General features: G+C 71.6%; 22 protein-coding genes and 1 tRNA gene. 6 read left to right on the forward strand and 17 right to left on the reverse strand.

Annotated features, from left to right (window positions below; all coding sequences use genetic code 11):
• Positions 1 to 168: 168 nt before the first annotated feature.
• Positions 169 to 242: transfer RNA gene (locus ACE1OA_RS12035), tRNA-Met, on the reverse strand.
• Between the two features lie 42 nt (positions 243 to 284).
• Entirely contained in the window at positions 285 to 3,257 is a 2,973-nt protein-coding gene (locus tag ACE1OA_RS12040) for a UPF0182 family membrane protein (protein ID WP_356606650.1), read from the reverse strand.
• Between the two features lie 135 nt (positions 3,258 to 3,392).
• On the opposite strand from ACE1OA_RS12040, the gene ACE1OA_RS12045 reads away from it, so the two are divergent.
• On the forward strand, positions 3,393 to 3,947 hold the full coding sequence (locus ACE1OA_RS12045; RefSeq protein WP_356778837.1) for a PPA1309 family protein: 555 nt from the start codon (positions 3,393 to 3,395) through the stop codon (positions 3,945 to 3,947).
• A 67-nt stretch (positions 3,948 to 4,014) separates the two neighbouring features.
• On the opposite strand, the gene ACE1OA_RS12050 is transcribed toward ACE1OA_RS12045, so the two are convergent.
• The 4 genes from ACE1OA_RS12050 to ACE1OA_RS12065 form a co-directional block, all read right to left on the reverse strand.
• Positions 4,015 to 5,103, reverse strand: a complete 1,089-nt coding sequence (locus ACE1OA_RS12050) for a YlbL family protein (RefSeq protein WP_432752758.1) — start codon at positions 5,101 to 5,103, stop codon at positions 4,015 to 4,017.
• Between the two features lie 74 nt (positions 5,104 to 5,177).
• On the reverse strand, positions 5,178 to 5,408 hold the full coding sequence (locus ACE1OA_RS12055; protein WP_356606644.1) for a hypothetical protein: 231 nt from the start codon (positions 5,406 to 5,408) through the stop codon (positions 5,178 to 5,180).
• 422 nt (positions 5,409 to 5,830) lie between these two features.
• The gene (locus ACE1OA_RS12060) at positions 5,831 to 6,292 is read right to left on the reverse strand and encodes a molybdenum cofactor biosynthesis protein MoaE (RefSeq protein WP_356606642.1); all 462 of its coding nucleotides are present in this window, start codon (positions 6,290 to 6,292) and stop codon (positions 5,831 to 5,833) included.
• A 129-nt stretch (positions 6,293 to 6,421) separates the two neighbouring features.
• Complete coding sequence (locus tag ACE1OA_RS12065; RefSeq protein WP_356606640.1) at positions 6,422 to 7,531, reverse strand: SDR family oxidoreductase; 1,110 nt, start codon at positions 7,529 to 7,531, stop codon at positions 6,422 to 6,424.
• 321 nt (positions 7,532 to 7,852) lie between these two features.
• Between ACE1OA_RS12065 and ACE1OA_RS12070 the strand changes: the two genes are divergently transcribed.
• Together ACE1OA_RS12070 and ACE1OA_RS12075 are read left to right on the forward strand one after the other, a co-directional pair.
• A complete protein-coding gene (locus tag ACE1OA_RS12070) occupies positions 7,853 to 9,337 on the forward strand; it encodes a zinc-dependent metalloprotease (RefSeq protein WP_386541118.1) in 1,485 nt (494 codons plus the stop codon).
• Complete coding sequence (locus ACE1OA_RS12075; RefSeq protein ID WP_432752759.1) at positions 9,334 to 9,867, forward strand: NUDIX hydrolase; 534 nt, start codon at positions 9,334 to 9,336, stop codon at positions 9,865 to 9,867. Before ACE1OA_RS12070 ends, ACE1OA_RS12075 begins: the two co-directional genes overlap by 4 nt.
• 116 nt (positions 9,868 to 9,983) lie before the next feature.
• Here the strand turns inward: ACE1OA_RS12075 and ACE1OA_RS12080 are convergent, their stop codons facing one another.
• The 4 genes from ACE1OA_RS12080 to ACE1OA_RS12095 all read right to left on the reverse strand — a co-directional run bounded on the left by ACE1OA_RS12080 (position 9,984) and on the right by ACE1OA_RS12095 (position 13,772).
• Complete coding sequence (locus ACE1OA_RS12080) at positions 9,984 to 10,739, reverse strand: AIM24 family protein (protein ID WP_384871385.1); 756 nt, start codon at positions 10,737 to 10,739, stop codon at positions 9,984 to 9,986.
• 17 nt (positions 10,740 to 10,756) lie between these two features.
• On the reverse strand, positions 10,757 to 11,437 hold the full coding sequence (locus tag ACE1OA_RS12085) for an AIM24 family protein (protein ID WP_147981124.1): 681 nt from the start codon (positions 11,435 to 11,437) through the stop codon (positions 10,757 to 10,759).
• Between the two features lie 13 nt (positions 11,438 to 11,450).
• Positions 11,451 to 13,070, reverse strand: coding sequence for a TerD family protein (locus tag ACE1OA_RS12090; protein ID WP_432752760.1), 1,620 nt, complete (start codon positions 13,068 to 13,070; stop codon positions 11,451 to 11,453).
• A gap of 126 nt (positions 13,071 to 13,196) precedes the next feature.
• Positions 13,197 to 13,772 (reverse strand): M48 metallopeptidase family protein, encoded by a 576-nt coding sequence (locus ACE1OA_RS12095; protein ID WP_356606630.1) that lies wholly within the window; start codon positions 13,770 to 13,772, stop codon positions 13,197 to 13,199.
• Positions 13,773 to 13,981: 209 nt separating this feature from the next.
• On the opposite strand from ACE1OA_RS12095, the gene ACE1OA_RS12100 reads away from it, so the two are divergent.
• Positions 13,982 to 15,133, forward strand: coding sequence for a TOMM precursor leader peptide-binding protein (locus tag ACE1OA_RS12100; RefSeq protein WP_432752761.1), 1,152 nt, complete (start codon positions 13,982 to 13,984; stop codon positions 15,131 to 15,133).
• Positions 15,134 to 15,204: 71 nt separating this feature from the next.
• Complete coding sequence (locus ACE1OA_RS12105; RefSeq protein ID WP_432752762.1) at positions 15,205 to 16,548, forward strand: ABC1 kinase family protein; 1,344 nt, start codon at positions 15,205 to 15,207, stop codon at positions 16,546 to 16,548.
• Positions 16,549 to 16,561: 13 nt separating this feature from the next.
• Here ACE1OA_RS12105 and ACE1OA_RS12110 read toward each other — a convergent pair whose 3' ends face one another.
• From ACE1OA_RS12110 to ACE1OA_RS12130, 5 genes are all read right to left on the reverse strand, one after another.
• Positions 16,562 to 16,744, reverse strand: a complete 183-nt coding sequence (locus ACE1OA_RS12110) for a hypothetical protein (protein WP_356606624.1) — start codon at positions 16,742 to 16,744, stop codon at positions 16,562 to 16,564.
• A 115-nt stretch (positions 16,745 to 16,859) separates the two neighbouring features.
• Positions 16,860 to 17,183, reverse strand: a complete 324-nt coding sequence (locus ACE1OA_RS12115; protein WP_147981119.1) for a hypothetical protein — start codon at positions 17,181 to 17,183, stop codon at positions 16,860 to 16,862.
• Entirely contained in the window at positions 17,180 to 17,548 is a 369-nt protein-coding gene (locus ACE1OA_RS12120; RefSeq protein WP_147981118.1) for a WhiB family transcriptional regulator, read from the reverse strand. The genes ACE1OA_RS12115 and ACE1OA_RS12120 overlap by 4 nt, the downstream gene beginning before the upstream one ends.
• A 173-nt stretch (positions 17,549 to 17,721) precedes the next feature.
• Entirely contained in the window at positions 17,722 to 18,042 is a 321-nt protein-coding gene (locus ACE1OA_RS12125; RefSeq protein WP_384871443.1) for a hypothetical protein, read from the reverse strand.
• 224 nt (positions 18,043 to 18,266) lie between these two features.
• Complete coding sequence (locus ACE1OA_RS12130; RefSeq protein ID WP_356606621.1) at positions 18,267 to 20,441, reverse strand: ATP-dependent DNA helicase UvrD2; 2,175 nt, start codon at positions 20,439 to 20,441, stop codon at positions 18,267 to 18,269.
• A gap of 145 nt (positions 20,442 to 20,586) precedes the next feature.
• Between ACE1OA_RS12130 and ACE1OA_RS12135 the strand changes: the two genes are divergently transcribed.
• Positions 20,587 to 20,829 (forward strand): mycoredoxin, encoded by a 243-nt coding sequence (locus ACE1OA_RS12135; RefSeq protein ID WP_147981115.1) that lies wholly within the window; start codon positions 20,587 to 20,589, stop codon positions 20,827 to 20,829.
• A 100-nt stretch (positions 20,830 to 20,929) separates the two neighbouring features.
• Here ACE1OA_RS12135 and nudC read toward each other — a convergent pair whose 3' ends face one another.
• Together nudC and ACE1OA_RS12145 are read right to left on the reverse strand one after the other, a co-directional pair.
• On the reverse strand, positions 20,930 to 21,877 hold the full coding sequence (nudC, locus tag ACE1OA_RS12140) for an NAD(+) diphosphatase (RefSeq protein ID WP_356606618.1): 948 nt from the start codon (positions 21,875 to 21,877) through the stop codon (positions 20,930 to 20,932).
• A gap of 40 nt (positions 21,878 to 21,917) precedes the next feature.
• On the reverse strand, positions 21,918 to 23,357 hold the full coding sequence (locus ACE1OA_RS12145) for a dipeptidase (RefSeq protein WP_384871400.1): 1,440 nt from the start codon (positions 23,355 to 23,357) through the stop codon (positions 21,918 to 21,920).
• Positions 23,358 to 23,388 lie beyond the last annotated feature (31 nt).

Below are 23,388 nucleotides of genomic sequence, written 5' to 3' on the forward strand. Positions count from 1 at the left end.
CCGCAGCCAGTGAGGTCACTTCAGCGTTTTGTCGACATGCCCACAGAGAGATAAGTCAAACACGTTCCGGCCCAACTCACCCCCTCCGAACGGCTCTTCGGGTCGCGTGGCGCACGCCCGGACATGACGAAGGCCCGGATCCAGATGGATCCGGGCCTTCATCTTCAGTAGCGGGGACAGGATTTGAACCTGCGACCTCTGGGTTATGAGCCCAGCGAGCTACCGAGCTGCTCCACCCCGCGTCGTTGTGTCGTAACCGTACCACGACGCGGGGGTGGGGCCTGTCAGCCGCTCGGCGGGCTCGCGCTGGTGGACGGGGTCGCCCCCGGCTTGGGCGTGTTCCCGGCGGGCTTCTGGTCCGCCGGCTTCTGGTCCGACTTCAGCTTGGCGCCCGCGTCCGCGGCCCGCTGGAGGGCGTCCTGCAGGGCCTCCTGCGACTTGCCGTACGCGGTCCAGTCACCCTTCTTCAGCGCTGCCTCGCCCTCGTCGTACGCCTTCTGGGCGTCGGCGATGGCCTGCTTCAGCGCGGCGTCGTTGGTGGTCGGCGTCGTCGGCGGCTTCGTGCCCGGCTGCTCGGGCTGGGGCGGCGTGACGCCCTCCACCCCGAAGACGGCGTTCAGCGCGAGGGTGAGGTTGTCCTCGAACACCGTGGTGTCCTTGGTCGTGTCACCGTCCGGCTGGTCCGCGTCCACGTACGACACCGCGACCTTCTTCAGCAGCGGGTAGTGCGCGTTGCGGCCCTGGGCGTACACCGGCTCGACGTAGAGGAAGCCTCCGTCGAGCGGGACCGTCAGCAGGTTGCCGTACTGGATGTCGGAGTCGGCGCCCTTCATGTCCCGGACGAACGTGGCCACGGACGGGAGGCTGTTGAGCTTGTTCTGCACCTGCTCAGGTCCGGGGACCTCCGAGGTGACCCGCAGCAGCCTTATGCGTCCGTAGTCCTTGCTCGTGGCGTCGGCCTCGACCGCCATGAAGGCGCCCAGGTTGGGCCGCCCGTTCGGGGTGAACGTCGTCGTCAGCGAGAACTGCTGGCGGGCGTCACCGGGCATCTTCATGCTCAGGTAGTACGGCGGGACCGCGTTGCCGTCCTTGTTCGTCGGGTCGTCCGGCACCTGCCAGGCGTCGGAACCGCTGTAGAACTGCGCCGGGTCCTGCACGTGGTACCGGGTGAGCAGCTCACGCTGGACCTTGAACATGTCCTGCGGGTACCGCAGGTGCTGCATGAGGCTGCCCTTGATGGCCTCGCGCGGCTGCACGGTGTCCGGGAACGCCTTCATCCAGGTCTTGAGGACGGGGTCCTCCTTGTCCCACTGGTACAGCGTGACCGTACCGTCGTACGCGTCGACGGTGGCCTTCACCGAGTTGCGGATGTAGTTGACCTGGTTCTGCTGGGCGACCACCGCGCGCTGCTGGTTGCCCACGGTCAGGGAGTCCGCCGTGGTGTCGCCGAGCGTGGTGCGCGAGGCGTACGGGTAGCCGTTGGTGGTCGTGTACGCGTCGACGATCCACTGGATCTTGCCGTCCACGACCGCCGGGTAGGCGTCGCCGTCGATGGTCAGCCACGGGGCGACCGCCTCGACGCGCTCCTTGGGGGTGCGGTTGTACAGGATCCGCGAGCCGTCGCCGATGGCTCCCGAGTAGAGGATCTGCGGCTCGCTGAAGGCGACCGCGTAGGCGGCGCGGTTGAAGGTGTTGGAGAGGTTGACCCCGCTCTTGCCCTGGTAGCTGGTGGTCTTCTCGCCGTTCTCCTCGTAGTCCAGCTCCTTCTGCGGACCGCCGACGATCGAGTACTGGTCCGTCTTCTCGCCGTAGTAGACCCGCTGCTGGTAAGGGCCGAGCTGCCCGGTGGTCGGCAGGCCGGCCTCGGTGAAGACCGGGGAGCCGTTGGCGTCCGTCTGCGTACCCCGGGCCATGATCGCGCCGTAGCCGTGGGTGTACGTGAAGTGGTCGTTGATCCAGTTCCGCTTCGGGATGCCCTTGATGTTGAGCTCACGCAGGCCGACGACCGTGTCCTGGCCCTTGTAGCGGTCCACGTCGAGGGTGGTGGGGAACTGGTAGTACTTCCGCTTCTGCTCCAGCTGCTGGAACGTCGGCGAGACGATGTTCGGGTCGATCAGGCGGTAGCTGGCGGCCGTGTCGGAGTTCGCGCGGAGCTGCTCCTTGTTCTTGACCGTCGACTTGCCCGAGTAGTTCTCCGGATTCGTCGAGTCGATCGCGTACGCCTTGCGGGTCGCGTCGATGTTCTTCTGGATGTACGGCGCTTCCTTGGCCTGCTCGTTCGGCTGGACCTGGAACTTCTGCACGATCGCCGGGTACAGGCCGCCGATCAGGATCGCCGACAGGACCATGAGGCCGAAGCCGATCACCGGCAGCTGCCAGGTGCGGCGCCACAGCGTCGCGAAGAACAGCACGGCGCAGATCACGGCGATGCAGAAGAGGATCGTCTTCGCCGGGAGGTAGGCGTTGGCGTCGACGTAGCGCAGGCCCGTCCAGTTGCCGGCGGCCTTGAAGTCGCTGGACTTCACGGCCAGGCCGTACCGGTCGAGCCAGTAGGCCACGGCCTTCAGGGAGACGAAGACACCGAGCAGCACCGAGAGGTGACCGGTCGCGGCGGCGGTGGCCCGGGCGCCGGGGCTGGTGACGCGGAGTCCGCCGTACAGGTAGTGGGTCAGCGCGGCGGCGATCAGCGAGAGCACGGCGGCGGCGAAGCCGAAGGCCAGCAGGAAGCGGTACCAGGGCAGGTCGAAGGCGTAGAACGACACGTCCAGCTGGAACTGGGGGTCCTTCTGGCCGAACGACACGCCGTTGACCCACATCAGCCAGGTGCGCCACTGGCCGGAGGCCGAGGCACCGGCGATCAGGCCGACCAGGGCCGTGATCGCCAGGAGCACCCACTTCTTGTAGGGCGCCAGACCCATCCGGTACCGGTCGAGGCTCTGCTGCTCCAGCGACATCGCGCTGAGCGGCGGCCGCAGCCGGTGTGCCAGCCAGATGTTCAGGCCGACGGCGAACGCCATCAGCAGGCCGAAGACCAGGAACAGCCCGATCTTGGTCCACAGTGTGGTGGTGAACACGGACGAGTACTGCACCGAGCGGTACCAGAGCCAGTCGGTCCAGAACCCGGCGAACATGACGAACGCCATCGCCAGAACGGCCAGCACGCCCAGGGTCATGAGCAGCGTGCGGGCGCGCCGGGACGGCCGGCCGACCCTCATCCTTGGCCCGGTCGGGCCCCCGCCGCCTCCGCGGTCCGGCATCTGGAAAGCCAACGTGCGCCCCTCGAGGTTGATGCGTCGTAATGCAGGCCCCGCGATCGTAGAGCCCACTGATGCAACTTACTGAGGCTTTACCTAGTTCCCGCCTTCGGGGGATGAGGAGGCAGGATGTTGGTCATGTCCAACGTTTCCCCCTCCGGTCCCCCGATGGCCGCGAGCCCCCTCACCCGCGCGGTGCTCGAGATCGACGAGTACGCCTCCGGTCTCGGCTGGGACCGTCCGGCCCGGCTCTTCGCCCTCGTCGACACCGCCAGGCTGCGTGCCCAGGAGCCGGGACTGGCGTCCCAGCTGGGCCTGGCCGACGCCGAGGCCGCCGCCTTCACCCCCATCGAGCAGGAGGAGCTGCCGGCCGGCAAGCCCCTCGACGAGTTCCTCGGCAGGATCGCCTGGCCCGACGCGGTGGCAGGCTGCGCGCTGACCGTGGAGCGCCTGATGCTGCCGCCGTCCGCCGAGGCGTCCGTGCCCGACGGCCTCGACGAGGCCGGTCTGGTCGCGTGGGTGGCCCGGCACCCCGACCGTCAGGAGGTCCGGATGACCGTCGCGGTGCTGCGGAACGGCACTCGCGAGGCGGCGATCCGGCTGCGCGCCAAGGACTCGCCGAACGAGGTGCTGACCGGCGCGGACCTGGTGCCGGGGCTCGCCGAGGCCCTGGCGGCGACCTTCGAGTCCTGAGCCGTACGTACGTGAAGGGGGCGCCCCGGTCGGTGGACCGGGGCGCCCCCTTCACGTACGGGTGGGGTCAGCCCTTGGCGCAGGCGGGCAGGGAGGCGGTGTCGCCCTTGCGGAGCTTCTCCAGCGACTTCGTCGCGTCGTCGACGGTGTCCACCTTGATCAGCGTGAGCCCGGCGGGGGTGTCGCCGGCCGCCGCCTCGCAGTTCTCGGCGGGGGTGAGGAAGTACCGGGCGCCGGCGTTGCGGGCGCCGACGAGCTTCATCTCGATACCGCCGATCGGGCCCACCTTGCCCTTCTCGTCGATCGTGCCCGTACCGGCGATGAACTTGCCGTCGGTGAGGCTCTCGGGCGTCAGCTTGTCGACGATGCCGAGCGCGAACATCAGGCCGGCGCTCGGGCCGCCGACGTCGTCGAGCTTGATGTCGATGGCGAACGGGAAGACGTGGTCGGTGCCGGCCTGGATTCCGACGATGGCCCGGTCGCCCTCCGGCGCCTTCACCGTGGTGATCTCGACCGTCCGGGTGGCGGTGGGCTCCTTGCCGGCCTTCTCGGCCGCCGCCGCCTCCTTGGCGGGGACGATCGTGAAGGCGACCTTGTCGCCCGGCTTGCGCTTGGTGACCTGCTCGGCGACGTCGCCGGGCTCCTTCACCGCGACGCCGTCGACGGCCTTGACCACGTCGCCCGCGTGCAGGACGCCCTGGGCGGGGCTGTCCTTCACCACGGAGGCGACGATCACCCGGGTGGTGACCGGGATGCCCAGCTCGGTCAGGGCGGCGACCTTCGCGGCCTCCTGCGACTGGCTGAACTCCTCGGCGTTCTCCTGGGTCGACTCCTCCTCGGTCTTCCCGTCCGGGTAGATCGTCTCCCGGGGCACCACCACGCTGTCGTGGGCCAGCCAGCCGTAGACGGCCTCGACGGCGTTCATCCGGTAGTCGGCGCCGGTGACGCGGACCGTCGTCATGTTGAGGTGCCCGGAGGTGGGGTACGTCTTGCGGCCGTCGATCTGGAGCACCGGCTCGCCCCGGGCTTCCCCGAGGGTGTTGAAGGTGGGTCCAGGGCTCATCAGCGCGTACGGCACCGGGAGGAGAACGCCCACACAGAGCAGAGTGATCAGGACCAGGGTGGAGGCGAGCATCGTCACAGTGCGGCGTGGCATGGAACGACAGTACGGGACGGGCCTGTGAGTGCACCCGCGGGGCGGGTCCGTACGAGGCGGCCGGCGGGAGGTGGTCAGCCGGAGACTTGGCTACTGCGTACGGAGGAGGGCGTGGCCGCGGGGGCCATCTCGATCTCGACGTCGGCGGTAACGGAATGGGACCGCTCCATCGCGTCCCGGAACCGGGCGTAGCCGGCGAGTTCGGCGACGTCCCCGATGGTCTTGTTCCTCGATGCCCAGCTCCCCCATATCGCCGCGCCGACGACTGCGAAAAGCGGAATCAGCAACCAGGCGAGCACTGCCATCCCGACCTCCCATCCCCAATGAGCGACCGCAACCGACCGAGTCCGGTCGATCAGCAGATTAACGATCTGCAGCAACAACGCTGCTGCCAGGGTGCCGGTTACGCAAATCGGGCCGTTCGACTACAGGACGTCGGCGCGTCGCTGGACAGGAACGGCGACACCGTGCGAAAGAAGCCCGCGTGGTGCCGGAGGCTCAGCAGGCGCTGCCCGACCCCCACACCTGTGCCAGGGGCTCAGCAGGCCCCCACCCTCCCCCAGACTCCGTCCGGGGGGACCCCCACACCTGTGCCAGGGGCTCAGCAGGCCCCGACCCTCCCCCAGACTCCGTCCGGGGGGACCCCCACACCTGTGCCAGGGGCTCAGCAGGCCCCGACCCTCCCCCAGACTCCGTCCGGGGGGACCCCCACACCTGTGCCGGAGGCTCAGCAGGCCCCGACCCACTCCTCGGTGCCGTCCGAGAAGGTCTGGTGCTTCCAGATGGGGACCTCGTGCTTGAGGTCGTCGATGAGCTTGCGGCAGGCCTCGAAGGCCTCGCCGCGGTGCGGGCAGGAGACCGCGACGACGACCGCGAGGTCGCCGACCCGCAGATCGCCCACCCGATGGACGGCGGCCAGGGCGCGGACCGGGTAGTCGGCGACGACCTTCTCGGCGACCCGGCGCAGCTCGGCCTCCGCCGAGGGGTGGCAGGAGTAGCCCAGCGCGTCCACGTCCACGCCGCCGTCGTGGTTGCGCACGGTGCCCACGAAGAGGGTGGTGCCCCCGGAGGCGTCGTCGCCGACGGCCCGGAAGACCTCGTCGACGGAGAGCGGCGTGTCCCGGATCGCCAGCAGCTTGATCGGGTCGGCTGCGGCCTGCTCGCCGGGGTGGTCGTGGGTGCGTGCCATGGTGCCCATGGTGCCGTACTCCCCGGACATCCCGGAATAGCGGATTCGACCGGCTGTGCGGAGCCTTCCTCGGAGGGACCTACAGGGAAACCGCGCGGCCGGGAGCCCGGCGGACCGGCAAGCCGCCCCCTACAGGCCGCGCCGCTTCCGCATCTGGCGGACCAGCGCCGCCGTGCCCAGCAGCGCCACCGTCGCACCGGCCGCTCCGGCCGCCGTCGCGTCCTTGCGCCCGAGGCGGCGGCCCGCGACCGTGTGGCGGCCCTCCACCTCCTCCAGGAGCGCGGCGAGCACCTCCTCGTTGGTCCACCGCGGGCGCCAGCCGGCGTCGTGCAGCCGGCCGACGCTGACCACCCACGGATGCATCGTGTAGGCGAGGTCGCCCGCCGGTGACGGGGTCAGCCCGATGCGGTGCAGGCGGGCCGCCGCGCCCAGGGCGACGGCGGAGGGCAGCTCCATGCGCCGGATCCCGGAGAGCTCCTCGACCTCCTCCTGCTCCAGCCAGCCGTCGCAGCCGACCGCGAACTCCCCGTCGACCTTCCCGAGGGCCGCGTACTCCAGCGCACCGACCAGGTCCTCGACGTGGCAGAACTGCCACTTCGGCCGGGATCCGGCGACCACCAGCAGCCGGGGGGACTCGAAGTAGCGGGTCAGCGCCGTGTCCGTTCCGCCGACGAGGACGGCCGGGCGCACCACGGTGACGTGGAGGCCGGGGTGGGCGCGTGGCGCCCGGCGGCCGAGCCGCTCGATCTCCAGCATGTCGCCGACCCCGGTGGCCTCGGCGGTCGCCCGCAGCTCGGCGTCCTCGGACAGCGGGATGTCGTTGTCGGGCAGGGCGCCGTAGACCATGGCGGAGGTGCAGAGCACCACGCGGTGCACGCCGGCCGCGGCGGCGGCCGTGAGGACGGTCTGGGTGCCGCGCACGTTGTACGCCGTTCGGGCGGCGGCGTCCGCCTCCAGGTCGAGATCGACGGCGAGGTGCACGACGACGTCGGCGCCCCGCAGCTTCTCGGCGATGGCGGGGTCGCGGACGTCGAGGATGTGCCACTGCGCCTCGGAGACCTCGCCGCGGCGCTCGTCGATCGCGATGACCTGCTTGATCTCCTCCGAGGCCGCAAGGCGCCTGGTCAGCAGGTCGCCGACTCCGGAGGCGGCACCGGTGACCGCGACCACCGGGCCGCGCCCGGCGGACCGGGTCGATGGGTTTCGCGCTGCGCGAACCTGAGGATCTGGGGAACTCACCGGGCGTCTCCAGCGGTTGTCTTCAGTACGTGCACGAATGACGCGTACGTACCAGGTGGCGTCCATCCTGCCGCAGGCCACGGCCCGGCGGAGCACCGAGCCCATATCCGGCCCGGATGTCTACGCTGGTGGTGTGTATCGGGCACCGAGGCGAGCCGAAGGGGCGCGCCGGGTGAACAGGGCCGAGCGCGCAGCCCCGAGCGACGAGGGGGCGAGCACGTACGGGCCTGTGAGCCCGGCACAAGGCGCCCCGGAGGAGAGCAGAGCCGGGACAAGTCGCCGTCGGCAGGAAGCCGGCGGCCCTACGAGCCGAGGAAACCTGTGAGTGACACCCCATTCGGATTCGGCCTTCCGCCGGAGGAGCCGGAGAACGGCGACGAGGGCAAGAAGAAGGACCCCGCCGGAGGTGGCCAGGGGGCCGGGGGCCAGGGCGGCGGTAATCCGTTCGGTGCCAATCCGTTCGGGTTCGGCGGCCTGCCCGGCGGAGCCGGCGGCGGCGACAACCCGTTCGCCGCGATGTTCGGCTCGCTGAACCCCAACGACCTGGGCGCCGCCTTCCAGCAGCTCGGCCAGATGCTCTCGTACGAGGGCGGCCCGGTGAACTGGGACATGGCCAAGCAGATCGCCCGGCAGGTCGTCGCCCAGGGCACGGCCGACGGCACGAAGGACTCCAGCGTGGGCCCGGCCGAGAAGACGGCCGTCGAGGAGGCCGTGCGACTGGCCGACCTGTGGCTGGACGGCGTGACCTCGCTCCCCTCGGGCGCGCACACGGCCGTGGCGTGGAGCCGCGCCGAGTGGGTCGAGGCGACCCTGCCCGCGTGGCAGCAGCTGGTCGACCCGGTCGCGGAGCGGGTCGGGGCGGCGATGGGTGACGTCCTGCCCGAGGAGATGCAGGCCATGGCGGGCCCGCTGATCGGCATGATGCGCTCCATGGGCGGCGCGATGTTCGGTCAGCAGATCGGCCAGGCCGTCGGCGCGCTGGCGGGCGAGGTCGTCGGTTCGACGGACGTCGGCCTGCCGCTCGGTCCGGCCGGGCGCGCGGCGCTGCTGCCGCTGAACATCGAGGGCTTCGGCAAGGACCTGGGCGTCCCCAAGGACGAGGTGCGGCTCTACCTGGCCCTGCGCGAGGCCGCCCACCAGCGGCTCTTCGCCCACGTGCCGTGGCTGCGCTCGCACCTGTTCGGCGCGGTCGAGGGCTACGCCCGCGGGATCAAGGTCGACACGTCCAAGCTGGAGGACGCCGTCGGCCAGCTGGACCCGACCCACCCGGAGCAGCTGCAGGAGGCCCTTCAGCAGGGCATGTTCCAGCCGGAGGACACGCCGGAGCAGAAGGCCGCCCTGGCGCGGCTGGAGACGGCGCTCGCGCTGGTCGAGGGCTGGGTCGACGCGGTGGTCCACGAGGCCGCCAAGTCCCGGCTGACCTCGGCGGACGCGCTGCGGGAGACGCTGCGCCGGCGCCGGGCGAGCGGCGGACCCGCCGAGCAGACGTTCGCCACCCTGATCGGTCTGGAGCTGCGTCCGCGCCGGCTGCGGGACGCCTCGCGGCTGTGGGCCTCGCTCACCGACGCGCGGGGTGTCGACGGCCGCGACCACCTGTGGGAGCACCCCGACATGCTGCCGACGGCGTCCGACCTGGACGACCCGGACGGCTTCGTGCACCGTGAGCAGCTCGACTTCTCGGAGCTGGACAAGATGCTCGGAGAGGCGGCCGGCAAGCAGAACCGCGCCGAGGACGCCGGCGGGAACCAGGGCAAGGGCGACGAGACCGGCAAGGACGACAGCGACAAGGACGACAGCGACAAGTGAGCCTGCACGACGACGCCGTCCTCGTACTGAAGTCGTACGCGCCGGACGGAGCGCAGGACGAGCTGCGCGGGACGTATCTGGACCACCTCGCCGCGCACGAGGACGCCATGTGGAAGGCCTGCGGGGCCGGGCATCTGACGGCCAGCGCGCTGGTCGTCGATCCGGAGCGCGGCCGGGTGCTGCTGACGCTGCACCGGAAGCTCGGCCTGTGGCTGCAGATGGGCGGCCACTGCGAGCCCGGTGACGTGACGCTGGCCGCGGCGGCGCTGCGGGAGGCGACCGAGGAGTCCGGGATCGCGGGGCTGACGCTGCTGCCGGGTGGCCCGGTGCGACTGGACCGGCACCCGATTCCGGCGCCCTGCCACTGGCATCTGGACGTCCAGTACGCGGCGCTGGCTCCGGCCGGTGCGGTGGAGGCGATCAGCGACGAGTCGCTGGACCTGCGCTGGTACGCCTACGACGAGGTGGCCGACGTGGCCGACGCCTCCGTGGTGCGGCTGGTGGAGGGCACCCGGGAGCGCCTCGGCTGACCGGGGGACGACGGACGGAACGGACGAGGGGCGGTCGCCGTGGCGACCGCCCCTCGTCCGTGTGCTCCCGGCCGGTCCGGCCCGCCGCCTTCGCGGCGGCCGGTCCCGGGCGGTGCTCAGTTCCAGGCGTTGTTCTGGTTCTGCGCGTGCGAGCCGTGCTGTCCGGCACCGAACTGGGCGGCGAGGCCCTGCCCGATGGCGGCGTTCTGCGGCGGCATGACCTCGCTGGGCTGGACCAGGGCGAAGCCCTGGCCGAGGAAGCTCAGTTCCCAGCCCTCGCCGGTGTCGCCGCGGCGTCGGCGGACGCTGGAGCTGTGCGTCTGGGCCTGCATCTGCACCCGCAGCCCGGTGGACCAGGCGACGATGGCGTCCGCGTCGACGCTGACGTACTTCTCCGGCGTGACCTGCATCATCAGCGGCTGCCCCGAGGTCATCAGGGCGACCTTGCCGCGGCCGGAGATGTTGAGCTGGTACTTGCCGGTGCCGGAGACGCCGTACTGGCTGTCCACGGCGATGACCTCGGTGTGCAGGGTCGAGTCCAGCGCCAGCACGTAGGCGCTGTCCACGGTCATGCCCTCCTGCTCGACCTCCACGACGTGGACGTACTGGGCGAGGTTGGCGAAGTAGACCGTGCCCTGGCCGGAGCAGCGCATGAGGTCCAGGCCCTCACCGGTGCGGGCGCGGGCCCGGCGCTGGCTCGCGTTCTGGTACTCGCCGTCGAAGTCGACGAGGCCCTGGTAGGCGACCATCGCGCCCTTGCGGGCGAGGACGTCGTCCTGGCCGTTGAGTGCCACCCGCAGCAGCTGCGGGTTCTGGACGACGTACCGGTCCTGGCTCTGCTGCTCGGCGTAGTTGAAAAGCGGGCTCTGCATGGTGTTCTCGCTCCCCCTCAGCCCCGGACCCGCAGGCGGTCGGTGCTGTCCTCGCTCGGCTGTACGACGACGATGCCCTGGCCGGAGAAGGCCATCTGGTAGGCCTCGCCGCTGCCCCGTCCGATGAGGGAGGAGGCCTTGAAGCTGCGCTTGCCCTTGACCTTGAGCGCCGGGGACCAGGCGACGAGCGCGTCCGGGTCGACGTAGGTCTCGTCCTCGCCGCGACCGCAGTCGACGACGATCGGGGTGCCGCGCGAGGTCAGGGCGACCCAGCCGGTGCCGGCGATCTCGACGTTGAACAGGCCCTGGCCGGCGAACTTGGCGAGGCCCTTGACCCGCTCCACGCCCCACTGGAGGTGCGCGTCGAAGGCGAGGAGGTTGGTGCCGTTCACCGACAGCGAGTCGTTGTTGAGGTTGATCACGACGACGTCCGCGCCGTAGTCGGCGAGGTAGAGCAGGCCGTCGCCGGAGCACTTCATGACGGGCGTGCCCTCACCGGTGGCCCAGGCCTGCGCGACCTGGCGGACGGCGGGCGGGTTGGGCTCGTAGGTGATGAAGCCCTCGTAGGCGACCATCGAGCCGGTGCGCGCGTACAGGTCCTGGCCGGAGGCCATGGCGACCTTGAGCATGGAGCGCCCGTGGTTCTCCATCCGGGCGGCCATCGGAGTCGGGGCGTAGCCCGCGAGTTGCTGGTTCATGGTTCGGGCTCCCTCAGACCTCGTACGGCTGGACGACGATGAAGTTGCCGGGGGCTCCCCGGAACTGGAGGTTCACCGTCTCCCCGCTGTGTCCGGGATACGCGTTGCGGCGCAGCCGGACCTGGCTGGAGAGGATCACCTGGGACGCGGACGACCAGGCGACGACGGCGTTGCAGTCGGCGAAGGTCGTCGGGGTCACGGGCAGGACGACCGGAACGCCGTGCGTCTTGACGACGACGGTGCCGGTGCCCTGGAACTGCATGGTGAACAGGGCGCCGCCGGGGATGCCGTGCCCCTCGATCCGCCGGACCTCGTACTGCAGGGACTCGTCGAAGGCGAGGACGTTCTCGGCGGAGACGCAGATGCCGTCGCCCTGCAGCTCGATCGGGTGCAGGTGGGCGCCCTCCTCGGCGAGGAAGACCTGCCCGCGGCCGGTACAGCGCATGAGCTGCATCTCCTGGCCGGTGGCGTTGCCGACGATCCGGCCGGCGAAACCGGCACCCTTGTGGCTGAAGTCGACCTTGCCCTGGTACATCACCATGCTGCCCTGCCGGGCGAGGACGGGGACGCCGCCCATGCTCAGGTCGACCCGCATGAGCTGCTGGTTCTGCGGTGCCCAGCGCGCGCCGGTCGCGGTCTCCTTGTACGGCTGGAGCGCGGCGGCGAGTCCGGCGCCGGCGGCCGGGACGCCCTGGGGCACTCCCTGCGGGACACCCGGCTGGCCGGGCATGCCGGGCGGCTGCTGACCGTACGGCGGCTGGCCGTAGGGCGCGGGCTGACCGTACGGGGCCGGGGCGGGCTGGCCGTAGGGCGCGGCCGGCGGCTGGGCCTGGCCAGGGACCTGGCCGTACTGCGGCTGCTGGGGCGGCTGAGGCGCCTGCGGCGGCTGACCGTAGGGCGCGGCCGGCGGGGCCAGGGGCGCCGCCATCGTGGGCGCCGTGTGCATCGGCTGGGCCGGTGCGGCGGGCGGGGCACCGAACGACGGGGCGGGCTGAGGCGCCTGGGGCGCGGCGGGCGCGCCGAAGGCCGGCGGCGCGGTGGCCTGCGGGGGCGGTGCGAAGCCGGGCGTTCCCTGGGCCTGCGGGGCCTGGGCCTCGGGCTGCTCCTCCGCGACCTCTCCGCCGAAGTTCTTCAGCAGCGCGTCGAGGCCGCCGTCGAAGCCCTGGCCGACGGCGGCGAAGCGCCACACGTCCTTGAGGTAGAAGTCGCCCAGCATCACCGCGCGCTCGGTGGAGAACTCCGAGCCGGTGAAGGCGTACCGGACGACCTCCTCGCCGCCGGCGACGATCCGGATGTAGCCGGGGCCGATCTGCGACATCTGGCCGGCGCCGTCGACGGTGGCGGTGAAGGACAGCTTGTGGATGTTCGCCGGGACGCGGTCGAGGGTGACGCGGAAGGACTCCGTGTCGCCGGACTGCGCGCCGAGGAGCTGGATGGACTCCTCCGGCGACTTCGGCTGGTTGAAGAAGATGAAGTACCGGTCGTCCGAGAGCTGCTCGTTCGCGTCGAGGCCGAAGCAGCTGATGTCGAACGTCAGCCCGGGGGCCGCGATCTGCACACCCACGTACAGATCCGTTCCCGGTGTCAGATCACTGATCTTGGCCTTGTGGCCGCGTTGGAATTCCCTGGCCATGCGTAACGACCGTCCCCCATCCCGAATGTGAATGCGTCGCGCCAGGCTAACGGCTGGATGCGACATTGAGGCAAGCCGGTACACATTCGGTACAGGACTGGCGGGATGGACGGGCCGGGCCGCGGGTCACGCCTCGCGGGCCGCCGGCAGGTGGGGCAGACGGTCCGCCGCGACCACGCCCTCCAGATAACCGCGCGCCCTTTCCGTCCGCGGATACGCCTCCAGGAGCCGCCAGAACCGGGGCCCGTGACCCGGCACGAGGAGGTGCGCCAGCTCGTGGAGGAGGACGTAGTCGACGACGTACTCGGGCATCCCCTGGAGCCGGTGGGACAGCCGGATGCTGCCTTCCGAGGGGGTGCACGAGCCCCAGCGCGTGTTCTGGTTCGTCACCCAGCGCACCGACGCCGGGCGGGCGCGGCCGCCCAGGTACTGCTCCGACAGCCGCTGCGCGCGGGCGTTCAGCTCGGCGTCGCCGAGGACGCGGCGGCTCTCCTGGGCGGCGAGCTTGTCCAGCATGACCGTCACCCAGCGTTGCTCCTCGGCCTCGGACATCCGGGCCGGGATGAGCACGATGGTCCGGTCGCCCTCGCGGTAGGCGGAGACGGTTCTGTTCCGTCGGGGGCTCCTGCGGACCTCGACCGCACTCGTCGCCGCGGGGCGGGGCGGCTTTCTCGTCACGCTGCGCTGTGGATCGGCGGGCACGGCCCCGACGTTACCCGTAGCCGGTACGGGAAGTCCCGCCTCCGGGCGGTTGTGCCGCGATCCCGCACCGTGCCGCATTCGAATGATGAGAACACCGGTGCTGTGGACAACTTTCTGCGGCGTGGACGCCGTCCGGGCAATCTGACGATGGCTCGGGAAGAAGGTCCGGGACGGAAGAAGATCGACATCGGGAATCTACGGGGGCGGAAATGCATCCGATGGTGAAACCCGCGCTGCGGCGCGCCTGGCGGAATCTGCGGCTCGTCCAGTTCGGCGCCACTCCGGCCCACGCGGTGGTGGTGGGTCCGGTCGACACGGCCACCGGCGGCCTGATCGCGTTGCTCGACGGCACGCGCGGCATGGAGCTGCTGCGGGCGGAGGCCCGCGCGCTGGGGCTGCCCGACGGCCGGCTGGAAGGACTGCTCGGCCGGCTGGCCGCCGCCGGGCTGATCGCGGACGCCTCGGCCCAGCGGCCCGGGAAAGCCGGCGCGCCGGTGCCCGCGGACCTGCGGCTCGACCCCCTGCGTGCCGACCTGGCCTCCCTCTCCGTGGTCCATCCGGAAACGGACGGCGCGCCACGGCGGCTGGCGGCCCGGCGCGCCCAGCGGGTCCAGGTCAGGGGCGCCGGACGGGTCGGCGCGGCCGTGGCGGCGCTGCTCTCGGCGTCGGGCGTGGGCCGGGTGGACGTGTTGGACTCCGGTGTCGTGGAGCCGTGGGAGGTGTCACCGGGTGGACTGCCGGCCGAAGCGGTCGGTGAGCGCCGGGCGGTGGCCGCGCACCGGCTGGTGGGCCGGGCCGCTCCCGGCGGGCGGCTGCCGCGCGCGGCGCGGGCCGGTCCGGGTGAGAGCGGGGGCGAGCCCGGTATCTCACTCGTCGTGGTGACACCGAGGGACGGGCTCGGGGCGTACGTGCCCGATCCGATGCCGGCCCACGGATGGCTGGAGACCGGCACACCGCATCTGTACGCGGGCGTCCTGGAGGCCACGGGCGTCGTCGGGCCGCTGGTGCTGCCCGGCGCGACGGCCTGCGCCGGCTGCGCGCAGGAGGAGCGGACCGATCGGGAGCCGTACTGGCCCCGGATGCTCGCCCAGTGGCGCTCGGGACCGCCCCCTCCCCTGCCCGCCTGCGACCTGGCCCTCGCCACGACGGTCGCGGGGCTCGCGGCGGCCCATGCGCTGGCCTTCCTGGACGGGGGGCTGCCCGCGAGCACGGGGGCGCGGTGGGAGACGTCGCTCCCGCTGCTGGAATGGCGGACGGAGCGGTGGAGACCGCACCCGGCGTGTCCGTGCGGTGCGGTACGTCACGAAGAGGGGGAGCATGCCTCGGGGGTCACCACCCCGCAGGACACAATGGCGGGGTAACGGCCCTGCGCGGCACGGCGGGCGGGGCAACGGCCCTGCGCGGCACGGCAGTCTGGGAACTGGAGGGGCGCATGTCTGATCTTCCCCGGAAGGCGGTCACTCGGACCGCCAAGTTGGCCGCGTTGCCCCTGGGCTTCGCCGGCCGGGCCACCTGGGGCCTGGGCAAGCGGATCGGAGGGAAGTCCGCCGAGATCGTCGCCCGCGAGCTGCAACAGCGCACGGCAGAGCAGCTGTTCAAGGTCCTGGGCGAGTTGAAGGGCGGGGCGATGAAGTTCGGGCAGGCACTGTCCGTCTTCGAGTCCGCGCTGCCGGAGGAGGTGGCCGGCCCGTACCGGGCGGCGCTCACCAAGCTCCAGGAGGCGGCGCCGCCGATGCCGACCCGCACGGTGCACGGCGTCCTGGAGGAGCGGCTCGGCGCGGAGTGGCGGGAGCTCTTCCTGGAGTTCGAGGACAAGCCCGCGGCGGCGGCCTCGATCGGGCAGGTGCACCGGGCGGTGTGGCACGACGGCCGCGAGGTCGCGGTGAAGGTGCAGTACCCGGGGGCGGGCGAGGCGCTGCTGTCCGACCTGGCGCAGCTGAGCCGGTTCGCGCGGCTGCTCGGTCCGCTGATCCCCGGTATGGACATCAAGCCGCTGATCACCGAGATGCGCGACCGGGTCTCCGAGGAGCTGGACTACGCGCTGGAGGCACGGGCCCAGCGGGAGCACGCGGAGGAGTTCGCGGACGACCCCGACGTCGTGGTGCCCGGGGTGGTGCACCAGTCGGACCAGGTGCTGGTCACCGAGTGGATCGACGGGATCCCGCTCTCGGAGGTGATCGCGGACGGCACCGAGGAGCAGCGGAACAGGGCCGGTCAGCTCCTCGCGCGGTTCCTCTTCTCCGGGCCGGCGCGCACGGGGCTGCTGCACGCGGATCCGCACCCCGGCAACTTCCGGCTGCTGCCCGGCACGGGCGAGTCGCCGGACCCGGAGGACTGGCGGCTCGGAGTGCTGGACTTCGGCACGGTGGACCGGCTGCCGGGCGGACTGCCCGAGACCATCGGCACCTGTCTGAGGATGACGCTGGAGGGCGACGCCGAGGGGGTCTACGCGCTGCTGTGCGAGGAGGGGTTCGTCAAGAAGTCGATCGACCTCGATCCCGACGCGGTGCTGGAGTACCTCCTGCCGATCATCGAACCGGCCGAGGCGGACGAGTTCGGCTTCACCCGCGGCTGGATCCGGACCCAGGCCGCGCGTATCGCCGACCCGCGCTCCCCGGCGCACCAGCTGGGCAAGCAGCTCAACCTGCCGCCCTCGTACCTGCTGATCCACCGTGTGACGCTCAGCACGATCGGGGTGCTCTGTCAGCTGAACGCGACGGTGCGACTGCGCGACGAACTGGAGGAGTGGCTGCCCGGCTTCGTCGCGGCGGAGTGAGCCGCCCGGCCGGTCACCACCAGTCGGAGTCGAGGCGGCCCTCGATGGAGCGGATGTTCTCGCGGGCGCAGGTGTCGCAGATGTAGTGGCGGCTGCCGTTCTCCACGGAACAGGTCCAGGTCACCGGGAGTTCCTCGGCGGTCTTGCCGCAGCGGGCGCAGACGAGGGGCTGCTGTTCGGGGCGGGCGTCGTTCACCCCTGTGACGATAGCCCGGCCCGGGTCCGGCCGCAGGGCAACGCACCGCGGGGGCCGGTCCGTTCGGACCGGCCCCCGCGAGGGTTCATCGAGTGGAACCTGTGCCCTGGGGCACTCAGTGCATGACGGCCATGGCCAGCGCGCGGCGGGCGCGCAGGGACACGCGCTCGGCACGCCGCTGCATCCGCCGGGCGGCGACCAGGCGCGCGGCCTGGCGTTCCGCGTCGGCTTCCCGCATGCGGTCGTGCATATGAGCACGAGCCAGGGCTTCTGGGATGAGTTGCATTTCACGGGTCCTGTTCTGACGCGAAGCGTTCGCGCCGGTGATGTACACGTCTGGGGTCGCGGAGCCGGAGGGCTCGCTGGTGGAGGAGGTCATCGGGGCCAGCTTCTGGGGATCGTGCGTGAGGGGTCGGTCGATGGTTCCGGTGACGTTCATGCCGCGACCGGGTTCTTGCGCGGGCGGCCACGCGGCCGCTTGCGGGCGACGACGACGCCCTGGACGAACAGCTCCCCGCCCCAGACACCCCACGGCTCACGCCGCTCCTGGGCACCGGCGAGGCACGCGGCCATCAGCGGACAGGTACGGCAGAGGGACTTGGCGTACTCGACGTCCGCCGGGGACTCGGCGAAGAAGACCTCCGGGTCGTACGAGCGGCAGGGGACGGGTACGCCGAGGTTCTCGATGGCGTCGTCGAGCGCGGTGAGCGTCGTGAGGGGGGTCAAGGTGGAGTCCTCCGTGAGGCCGGGCGGGGGGATCGTTTCGGAAGGCGGTACGGACGGGGCGTGCGCTTCGAGTTGCACGATGGTCGTTCCTCGTCTGGTTGTTCCGGCCTGTTGGCCGGGGTTTCGGCTGGTACCGGGTGTTGCTTGTCCCGAGGCCCCTTCGCTCCGTCATCCCCGTTCGAGGACAAACAGAAGGGCCGCGGATCCCGGGTGGGGTTCCGCGGCCCTGAAGGCGCCGGCCTGATCGAAGATCAGACTGGATCACTCCAGGGTTCGAGCCCACGGATGGCCCACATCGTGTAGTGCTTCGTCGTCTGCTGCTCGGTTCCGGCACCGGTCGCCGCAAAGGCATGGGCCGAGGCCTTGCCTGCTGCTACTCCTGCTTCCAGTGCCTTGGTCGGTCGCTCGTCGCGCTCCATGACGGGAAGACCCGCCAGAACGGCCGCCGGACGCAGGGACGCGTAGCCGGGCATGGCGGTACCGGACATACCGGTGCCGACAAGACCGCTGCCGATGAACGCCGAGGCGGAGACGCCGAGCGAGCAGGCGGAGACGACCGAGCGATCGGTCATTTTGTTGATGCCGACGAAGCGGATGCTGCTGTTGCTGTCGGTGTAGCTGATCACTGGAATCGCCTCCTCTCGGCGTCTCGGAGGGCTCGGCTGTGAACCGGGCCCTCATGTATTCGGATAAGTACAGCACGAAGACAGGGCTTCGAAGAAGCCGCCGTGTCCGTGGTTAAGAACCTATGGGGCTTGACGGGGCGGGCGCAAACTATTTTTCCGACGAGTTTTCCTCAGGTGCTCTCGTCGTCTCCTCCAGGCTCCTCGCCTGCGCAGATGGCCAGGACATCGGCCCCGAACCGGTCCAGCTTGCGCGCGCCGACGCCGGAGATCCCGGCGAGCTCGCCGTCGGTCGACGGCACGCACTCGGCGATCGCCATCAGCGTCTTGTCGGTGAAGACGCAGTAGGCCGGCTGCCCCAGCTCCTTCGCCTGCTCCGAGCGCCACTCGCGCAGCCGCTCGTACAGCGCCTCGTCCATGTCCGAGGGGCAGTCCTCGCAGCGCATCAGCTTCATCTCGCCGGCCTCGGTGAGCGTGGAGCCGCAGACCCGGCAGAGCACGGGGCCACGGCGCTTGCGCCGGCCGCCGCCGCCCCGCTCGACGGAGCCGCCTCCCCCGGCTCCCGCGGCACCCAGGGAGCCGGAGCCCGGTCGCAGCCCCTTGAGGAAGCGGGTCGGGCGCCGGGAGGCACGGCCGCCCGGGGAGCGGGAGAGCGCCCACGACAGCGAGAGGTGGAGCCGGGCCCGGGTCACCCCGACGTAGAGCAGCCGGCGCTCCTCCTCGACCTGCTCGTCGGTCTTGGCGTAGGTGATCGGCATCATGCCCTCGGTGAGGCCGACCAGGAAGACGGCGTCCCACTCCAGACCCTTCGCGGCGTGCAGGGAGGCCAGCGTCACGCCCTGGACGGTGGGCGCGTGCTGGGCCGCGGCCCGCTCGTCCAGCTCGGCGACGAGGTCGGAGAGGGTGGCCCCCGGCTTGGCGCGGGCGAAGTCCTGCGCCAGGCGGACCAGCGCGGCGAGCGACTCCCAGCGGTCGCGGACGGCGCCGGACCCGGCGGGCGGCTCGGTGGTCCAGCCCTTCGTGGAGAGCACGGCGCGGACCTGTGCGGGCAGGTCCTCGGCGTCGTCGAGGAGTGGGTCGTTGCCGCCGGCGCGGGCCGCGCCGCGCAGGGCGACCCCTGCCTCGCGCACCTCCTGGCGCTCGAAGAAGCGCTCGGCGCCGCGGAGCTGGTAGGGCACCCCAGCGTCCGAGAGGGCCTGCTCGTAGACCTCGGACTGGGCGTTCACGCGGTAGAGCACGGCGATCTCGCCGGCAGGGACACCGGCGGCGATCAGATCGCGGATGCGGCGGGCGGTGCCCTCGGCCTCGGCGGGCTCGTCGGCGTACTCGGTGTAGACCGGGTCGGGGCCGGGGTCGCGCTGGGAGATCAGCTCCAGCCGGTGCTCGGCGGCCCGGCCACGGGCCTGGCTGAGCAGCCCGTTCGCGAGGTGGACGACCTGGGGCGTGGAGCGGTAGTCCCGCACCAGCTTCACGACCGTGGCGTTCGGGTGCCGGGTGCGGAAGTTCAGCAGGTGGTCCGGCGTGGCCCCGGTGAAGGAGTAGATGGTCTGGCTGGCGTCGCCGACGACGCAGAGGTTGTCCCGGTCGCCGAGCCAGAGGTCGAGCATCCGCTGCTGGAGCGGGGAGACGTCCTGGTACTCGTCCACCACGAAGTGCTGGTACTGCCGGCGGATCTGGTCGGCGATGTCGTGGCGGTCCTGCAGGATGCCGACCGTGAGAAGCAGCACATCCTCGAAGTCGATCACCGAGCGGTCCCGCTTGAGCTGCTCGTACATCGCGTAGATCTGGCTGATCTCCGCCGGGTCTCGGGGGGCGTCGCGGACGGACTTGGCGACGCTCGCGGGGTAGTCGGCGGGGACGGTCTGGGTGACCTTGGCCCACTCGATCTCGCTGGTGACGTCCCGCAGCTCGTTGCGGTCGAGCCGGATGCGGCAGCGCGCGGCGGCCTCGGCCACGAGCTGGATCTTGCGCTCCAGGAGCCGGGGAAGATCGCCACCGACGGCTTTCGGCCAGAAGTACTGGAGCTGGCGCAGGGCCGCGGAGTGGAAGGTCCGGGCCTGGACGCCGCCCGCGCCGAGCTCCCGCAGCCGCCCCCGCATCTCGCCGGCGGCGCGGTTGGTGAAGGTGACGGCCAGCACGCTGGCGGGCTGGAGGATCCCGGCCCGCACTCCGTAGGCGATGCGGTGGGTGATCGCCCGCGTCTTGCCCGTGCCGGCTCCCGCCAGCACGCACACCGGGCCGTGCAGGGCGAGCGCCACCTCACGCTGCTCGGGGTCGAGCCCGTCGAGCACCGCGTCGGCCGAGTCGGGGACCTGCGGGAAGAGAGAGGAGTGCGTTGCTGCTGTCACCCCGCCATGCTGCCAGGTTCAGGGGGGTGGATGCGGCGGCTTGTCCACAGGCCCCGGTCTCCGGTCGTACGAATGCGGGAATGGCGGGGCCGGGGCGTACGTTCACTCCTTCGGCACCCACCAGCGAACAGAGGAGCGCCAGGCCATGCAGGGCACTGTGACGATGTACAGCACCACGTGGTGCGGCTACTGCCGTCGGCTGAAGAGCCAGATGGACCGCGAGGGCATCGCGTACACGGAGATCAACATCGAGCAGGACCCCGACTCCGCCGCGTTCGTCGAGAAGGCCAACGGGGGCAACCAGACCGTGCCGACCGTGCTCTTCGCCGACGGCACGACGCTGACGAACCCCTCGCTCGCCCAGGTCAAGCAGAAGGTCGGCGTCTGAGCGCACGCCCCCCGGTGTGGCGCCCTGAGCGGCGCGCCACGGCAAGAGCCCCTGTCCGACGGTCCGGACAGGGGCTCTTTTCGGCCGGCGGGCGGGGTCGTCAGACCATGTCGCCCGGCTTCGGCAGCGGCCTGCCGTACCAGAGCTCGATCAGCCGGGAGGCGATCGAGATGCCGTACGGCGGCAGCACCTCGCCCGACTCGAAGGCGGCGGCCAGCTCCTCGCGGGAGAACCAGCGGGCCTCGTGGATCTCCTCCCCGTCCACGTGGATCTCCGAGGAGGTGGCCCGGGCCATGAAGCCGAGCATCAGGCTGGACGGGAAGGGCCAGGGCTGGCTGGCCACGTACTCGACCTCGCCGACCGTGACGCCCGCCTCCTCGAAGACCTCGCGTGCCACCGACTGCTCGATCGACTCGCCGGGCTCGACGAAGCCCGCGAGCGTGGAGAAGCGGCCCTCGGGCCAGTGCACCTGGCGGCCGAGGAGGGCGCGGTCCTGCTCGTCGGTGACCAGCATGATCACGGCGGGGTCGGTGCGCGGGTAGTGCTCGGCACCGCAGGCCTGGCAGCGGCGGATGTGGCCGGCGGCGGCGATGACGGTGCGCTCGCCGCAGCGGGAGCAGAAGCGGTGGAGCCGCTGCCAGTTCTCCAGCGCGACGGCGTGCACCATGAGTCCGGCGTCGCGGGGCGACAGGAGAAGTCCGGCCTCGCGCAGCCCGGCCGGGCGGGCGGACTGGTCCATGCGGCCGGGCAGCGCGTCCTTCTGCAGGGCGAAGTAGGAGACGCCCTCGACGTCGGTGCCCAGGAAATAGCGGTGGGTCTCGGTGACCGGGGCCTCGAAGGCCGGGGTCATGACGAGTTCGGTCCGGCCGTCGGGGGTGTCGTCGATCAGCACCTGTCCGCCGGAGACCACGAAGACGCGCGTGGTGGGGTGGCTCCAGGCCGCCGCCAGCCAGGCCTCGTCGAGGCGGTGGTGGGCCGCGCGGTCGATGCCGCTCGGGGCGGTGAGCCCGATCGGCCGGTCCGCGGTCTCGTCGTTCTTGGTGCTCAAGGTGCTTCCAACTCCCCCGGTTCGGTGATGGGTGCGGCGTTCAGCGCTGCGGAACGGCCGCCGACAGGGCGGCGGGCAGGTCGCCCCACAGATGGGCGGTGGTCTCGACGCCCTTCATGAGCAGGTCGAGCTCGACCTTCTCGTTCGGGGCGTGCCAGCCGTCGGACGGCACCGAGATGCCGAGGAACAGGACGGGGGCGCCCAGGACGTCCTGGAGGTCCGCGGCGGGGCCCGACCCGCCCTCGCGGGTGTACCGGACCGTGGCGCCGTCGAAGGCGGTGCTCATGGCCCGGGCGACCGACCGCAGGGCCGGGTGGTCGAGCGGGGTCAGACAGGGCCGGGTCGGGGCTCCGAAGACGATCTCGTACCGGATGCCCGCGGGGACCAGGGCGGCGAGCCAGTCGCGGACCGCGAGCTCGATCTTCTCCGGATCCTGTCCGGCGACCAGCCGGAAGGACAGCTTGAGCTGGGCGGAGGCGGGGACGATCGTCTTGCCGCCGGGGCCCTGGTAGCCGCCGCCGATGCCGTTGACCTCGGCCGTGGGCCGGGCCCAGACGCGCTCCAGGGTGGAGTAGCCCGCCTCGCCGAGGGTGCCGTGGGACTTCGCGGTGCGCAGCCAGGCGGCCTCGTCGAAGGGCAGCTCGGCGACGAGGGCCCGCTCGGCCTCGGACAGCTCGGTGACGCCGTCGTAGAAGCCGGGGATGGCGACGTGCTCGTCCTCGTCGTGCAGGGCCGCGACGATCCGGCCGGCGACGGTGGCCGGGTTGGGCACGGCTCCGCCGAAGGATCCCGAGTGGATGTCCTGGTCGGGGCCGTACAGCTCGATCTCGCAGTCCGCGACGCCGCGCATGCCGGTGCAGACGGTCGGGGTGTCCTCGGACCACATGCCGGTGTCGGAGACGATCACGGCGTCGGCGGCGAGCCGGTCGGCGTGGGCCTCGACGAGCGCGCGGAAGTGCGGGGAGCCGGACTCCTCCTCCCCCTCCACGATCAGCTTGAGGTTGACGGCGGGGGCCGTGCGGCCGGTCGCGGCGAGGTGGGCGCGGACGCCGAGGGTGTGGAAGAAGACCTGGCCCTTGTCGTCGGCGGCGCCCCGCGCGTACATCCGGCCGTCGGTCACGTGCGGCTCGAACGGGTCGGTGTGCCAGCCGTCCTCGCGGGCGGCGGGCTGGACGTCGTGGTGGCCGTAGACCAGCACGGTCGGGGCGTCGGGGTCCCCGGAGGGCCATTCGGCGAAGACGGCGGGCAGGCCGTCGGTCTCCCAGACCTCGACCGTCTCGAAGCCGGTCTCGGTGAGCGTGGCGGCCAGCCACTCGGCGCTGCGCCGCACGTCCCCGGCGCGGTCGGGCTGCGCCGACACGGACGGGATGCGCAGCCACTCGGCGAGGTCGTCGAGGAAGGCGGCGCGGTGCTGCTCGATGTACGTGCGGACCGCCTGCACGCGTGCGGTCTGGACGGCGCTGTCCGGGGTGTCGCTCATGCTCCTGAGCCTATCCGGCCCCGGGCGGGGG

This window comes from Streptomyces sp. JL2001 (assembly GCF_050917515.1).
Lineage (GTDB): Bacteria > Actinomycetota > Actinomycetes > Streptomycetales > Streptomycetaceae > Streptomyces.

Coding starts and splice junctions, on each gene's coding strand:
- ACE1OA_RS12040 (WP_356606650.1), bottom strand. CDS start 3,257: ATGCCGGACCGCGGAGGCGGCGGGGGCCCGACCGGGCCAAGGATGAGG.
- ACE1OA_RS12060 (WP_356606642.1), bottom strand. CDS start 6,292: ATGGCACGCACCCACGACCACCCCGGCGAGCAGGCCGCAGCCGACCCG.
- ACE1OA_RS12100 (WP_432752761.1), top strand. CDS start 13,982: ATGCATCCGATGGTGAAACCCGCGCTGCGGCGCGCCTGGCGGAATCTG.
- ACE1OA_RS12105 (WP_432752762.1), top strand. CDS start 15,205: ATGTCTGATCTTCCCCGGAAGGCGGTCACTCGGACCGCCAAGTTGGCC.
- ACE1OA_RS12125 (WP_384871443.1), bottom strand. CDS start 18,042: ATGACCGATCGCTCGGTCGTCTCCGCCTGCTCGCTCGGCGTCTCCGCC.
- ACE1OA_RS12055 (WP_356606644.1), bottom strand. CDS start 5,408: ATGGCAGTGCTCGCCTGGTTGCTGATTCCGCTTTTCGCAGTCGTCGGC.
- ACE1OA_RS12085 (WP_147981124.1), bottom strand. CDS start 11,437: ATGAACCAGCAACTCGCGGGCTACGCCCCGACTCCGATGGCCGCCCGG.
- ACE1OA_RS12050 (WP_432752758.1), bottom strand. CDS start 5,103: ATGCCACGCCGCACTGTGACGATGCTCGCCTCCACCCTGGTCCTGATC.
- ACE1OA_RS12145 (WP_384871400.1), bottom strand. CDS start 23,357: ATGAGCGACACCCCGGACAGCGCCGTCCAGACCGCACGCGTGCAGGCG.
- ACE1OA_RS12090 (WP_432752760.1), bottom strand. CDS start 13,070: ATGGCCAGGGAATTCCAACGCGGCCACAAGGCCAAGATCAGTGATCTG.
- ACE1OA_RS12135 (WP_147981115.1), top strand. CDS start 20,587: ATGCAGGGCACTGTGACGATGTACAGCACCACGTGGTGCGGCTACTGC.
- ACE1OA_RS12045 (WP_356778837.1), top strand. CDS start 3,393: ATGTCCAACGTTTCCCCCTCCGGTCCCCCGATGGCCGCGAGCCCCCTC.
- ACE1OA_RS12115 (WP_147981119.1), bottom strand. CDS start 17,183: ATGAACGTCACCGGAACCATCGACCGACCCCTCACGCACGATCCCCAG.
- ACE1OA_RS12080 (WP_384871385.1), bottom strand. CDS start 10,739: ATGCAGAGCCCGCTTTTCAACTACGCCGAGCAGCAGAGCCAGGACCGG.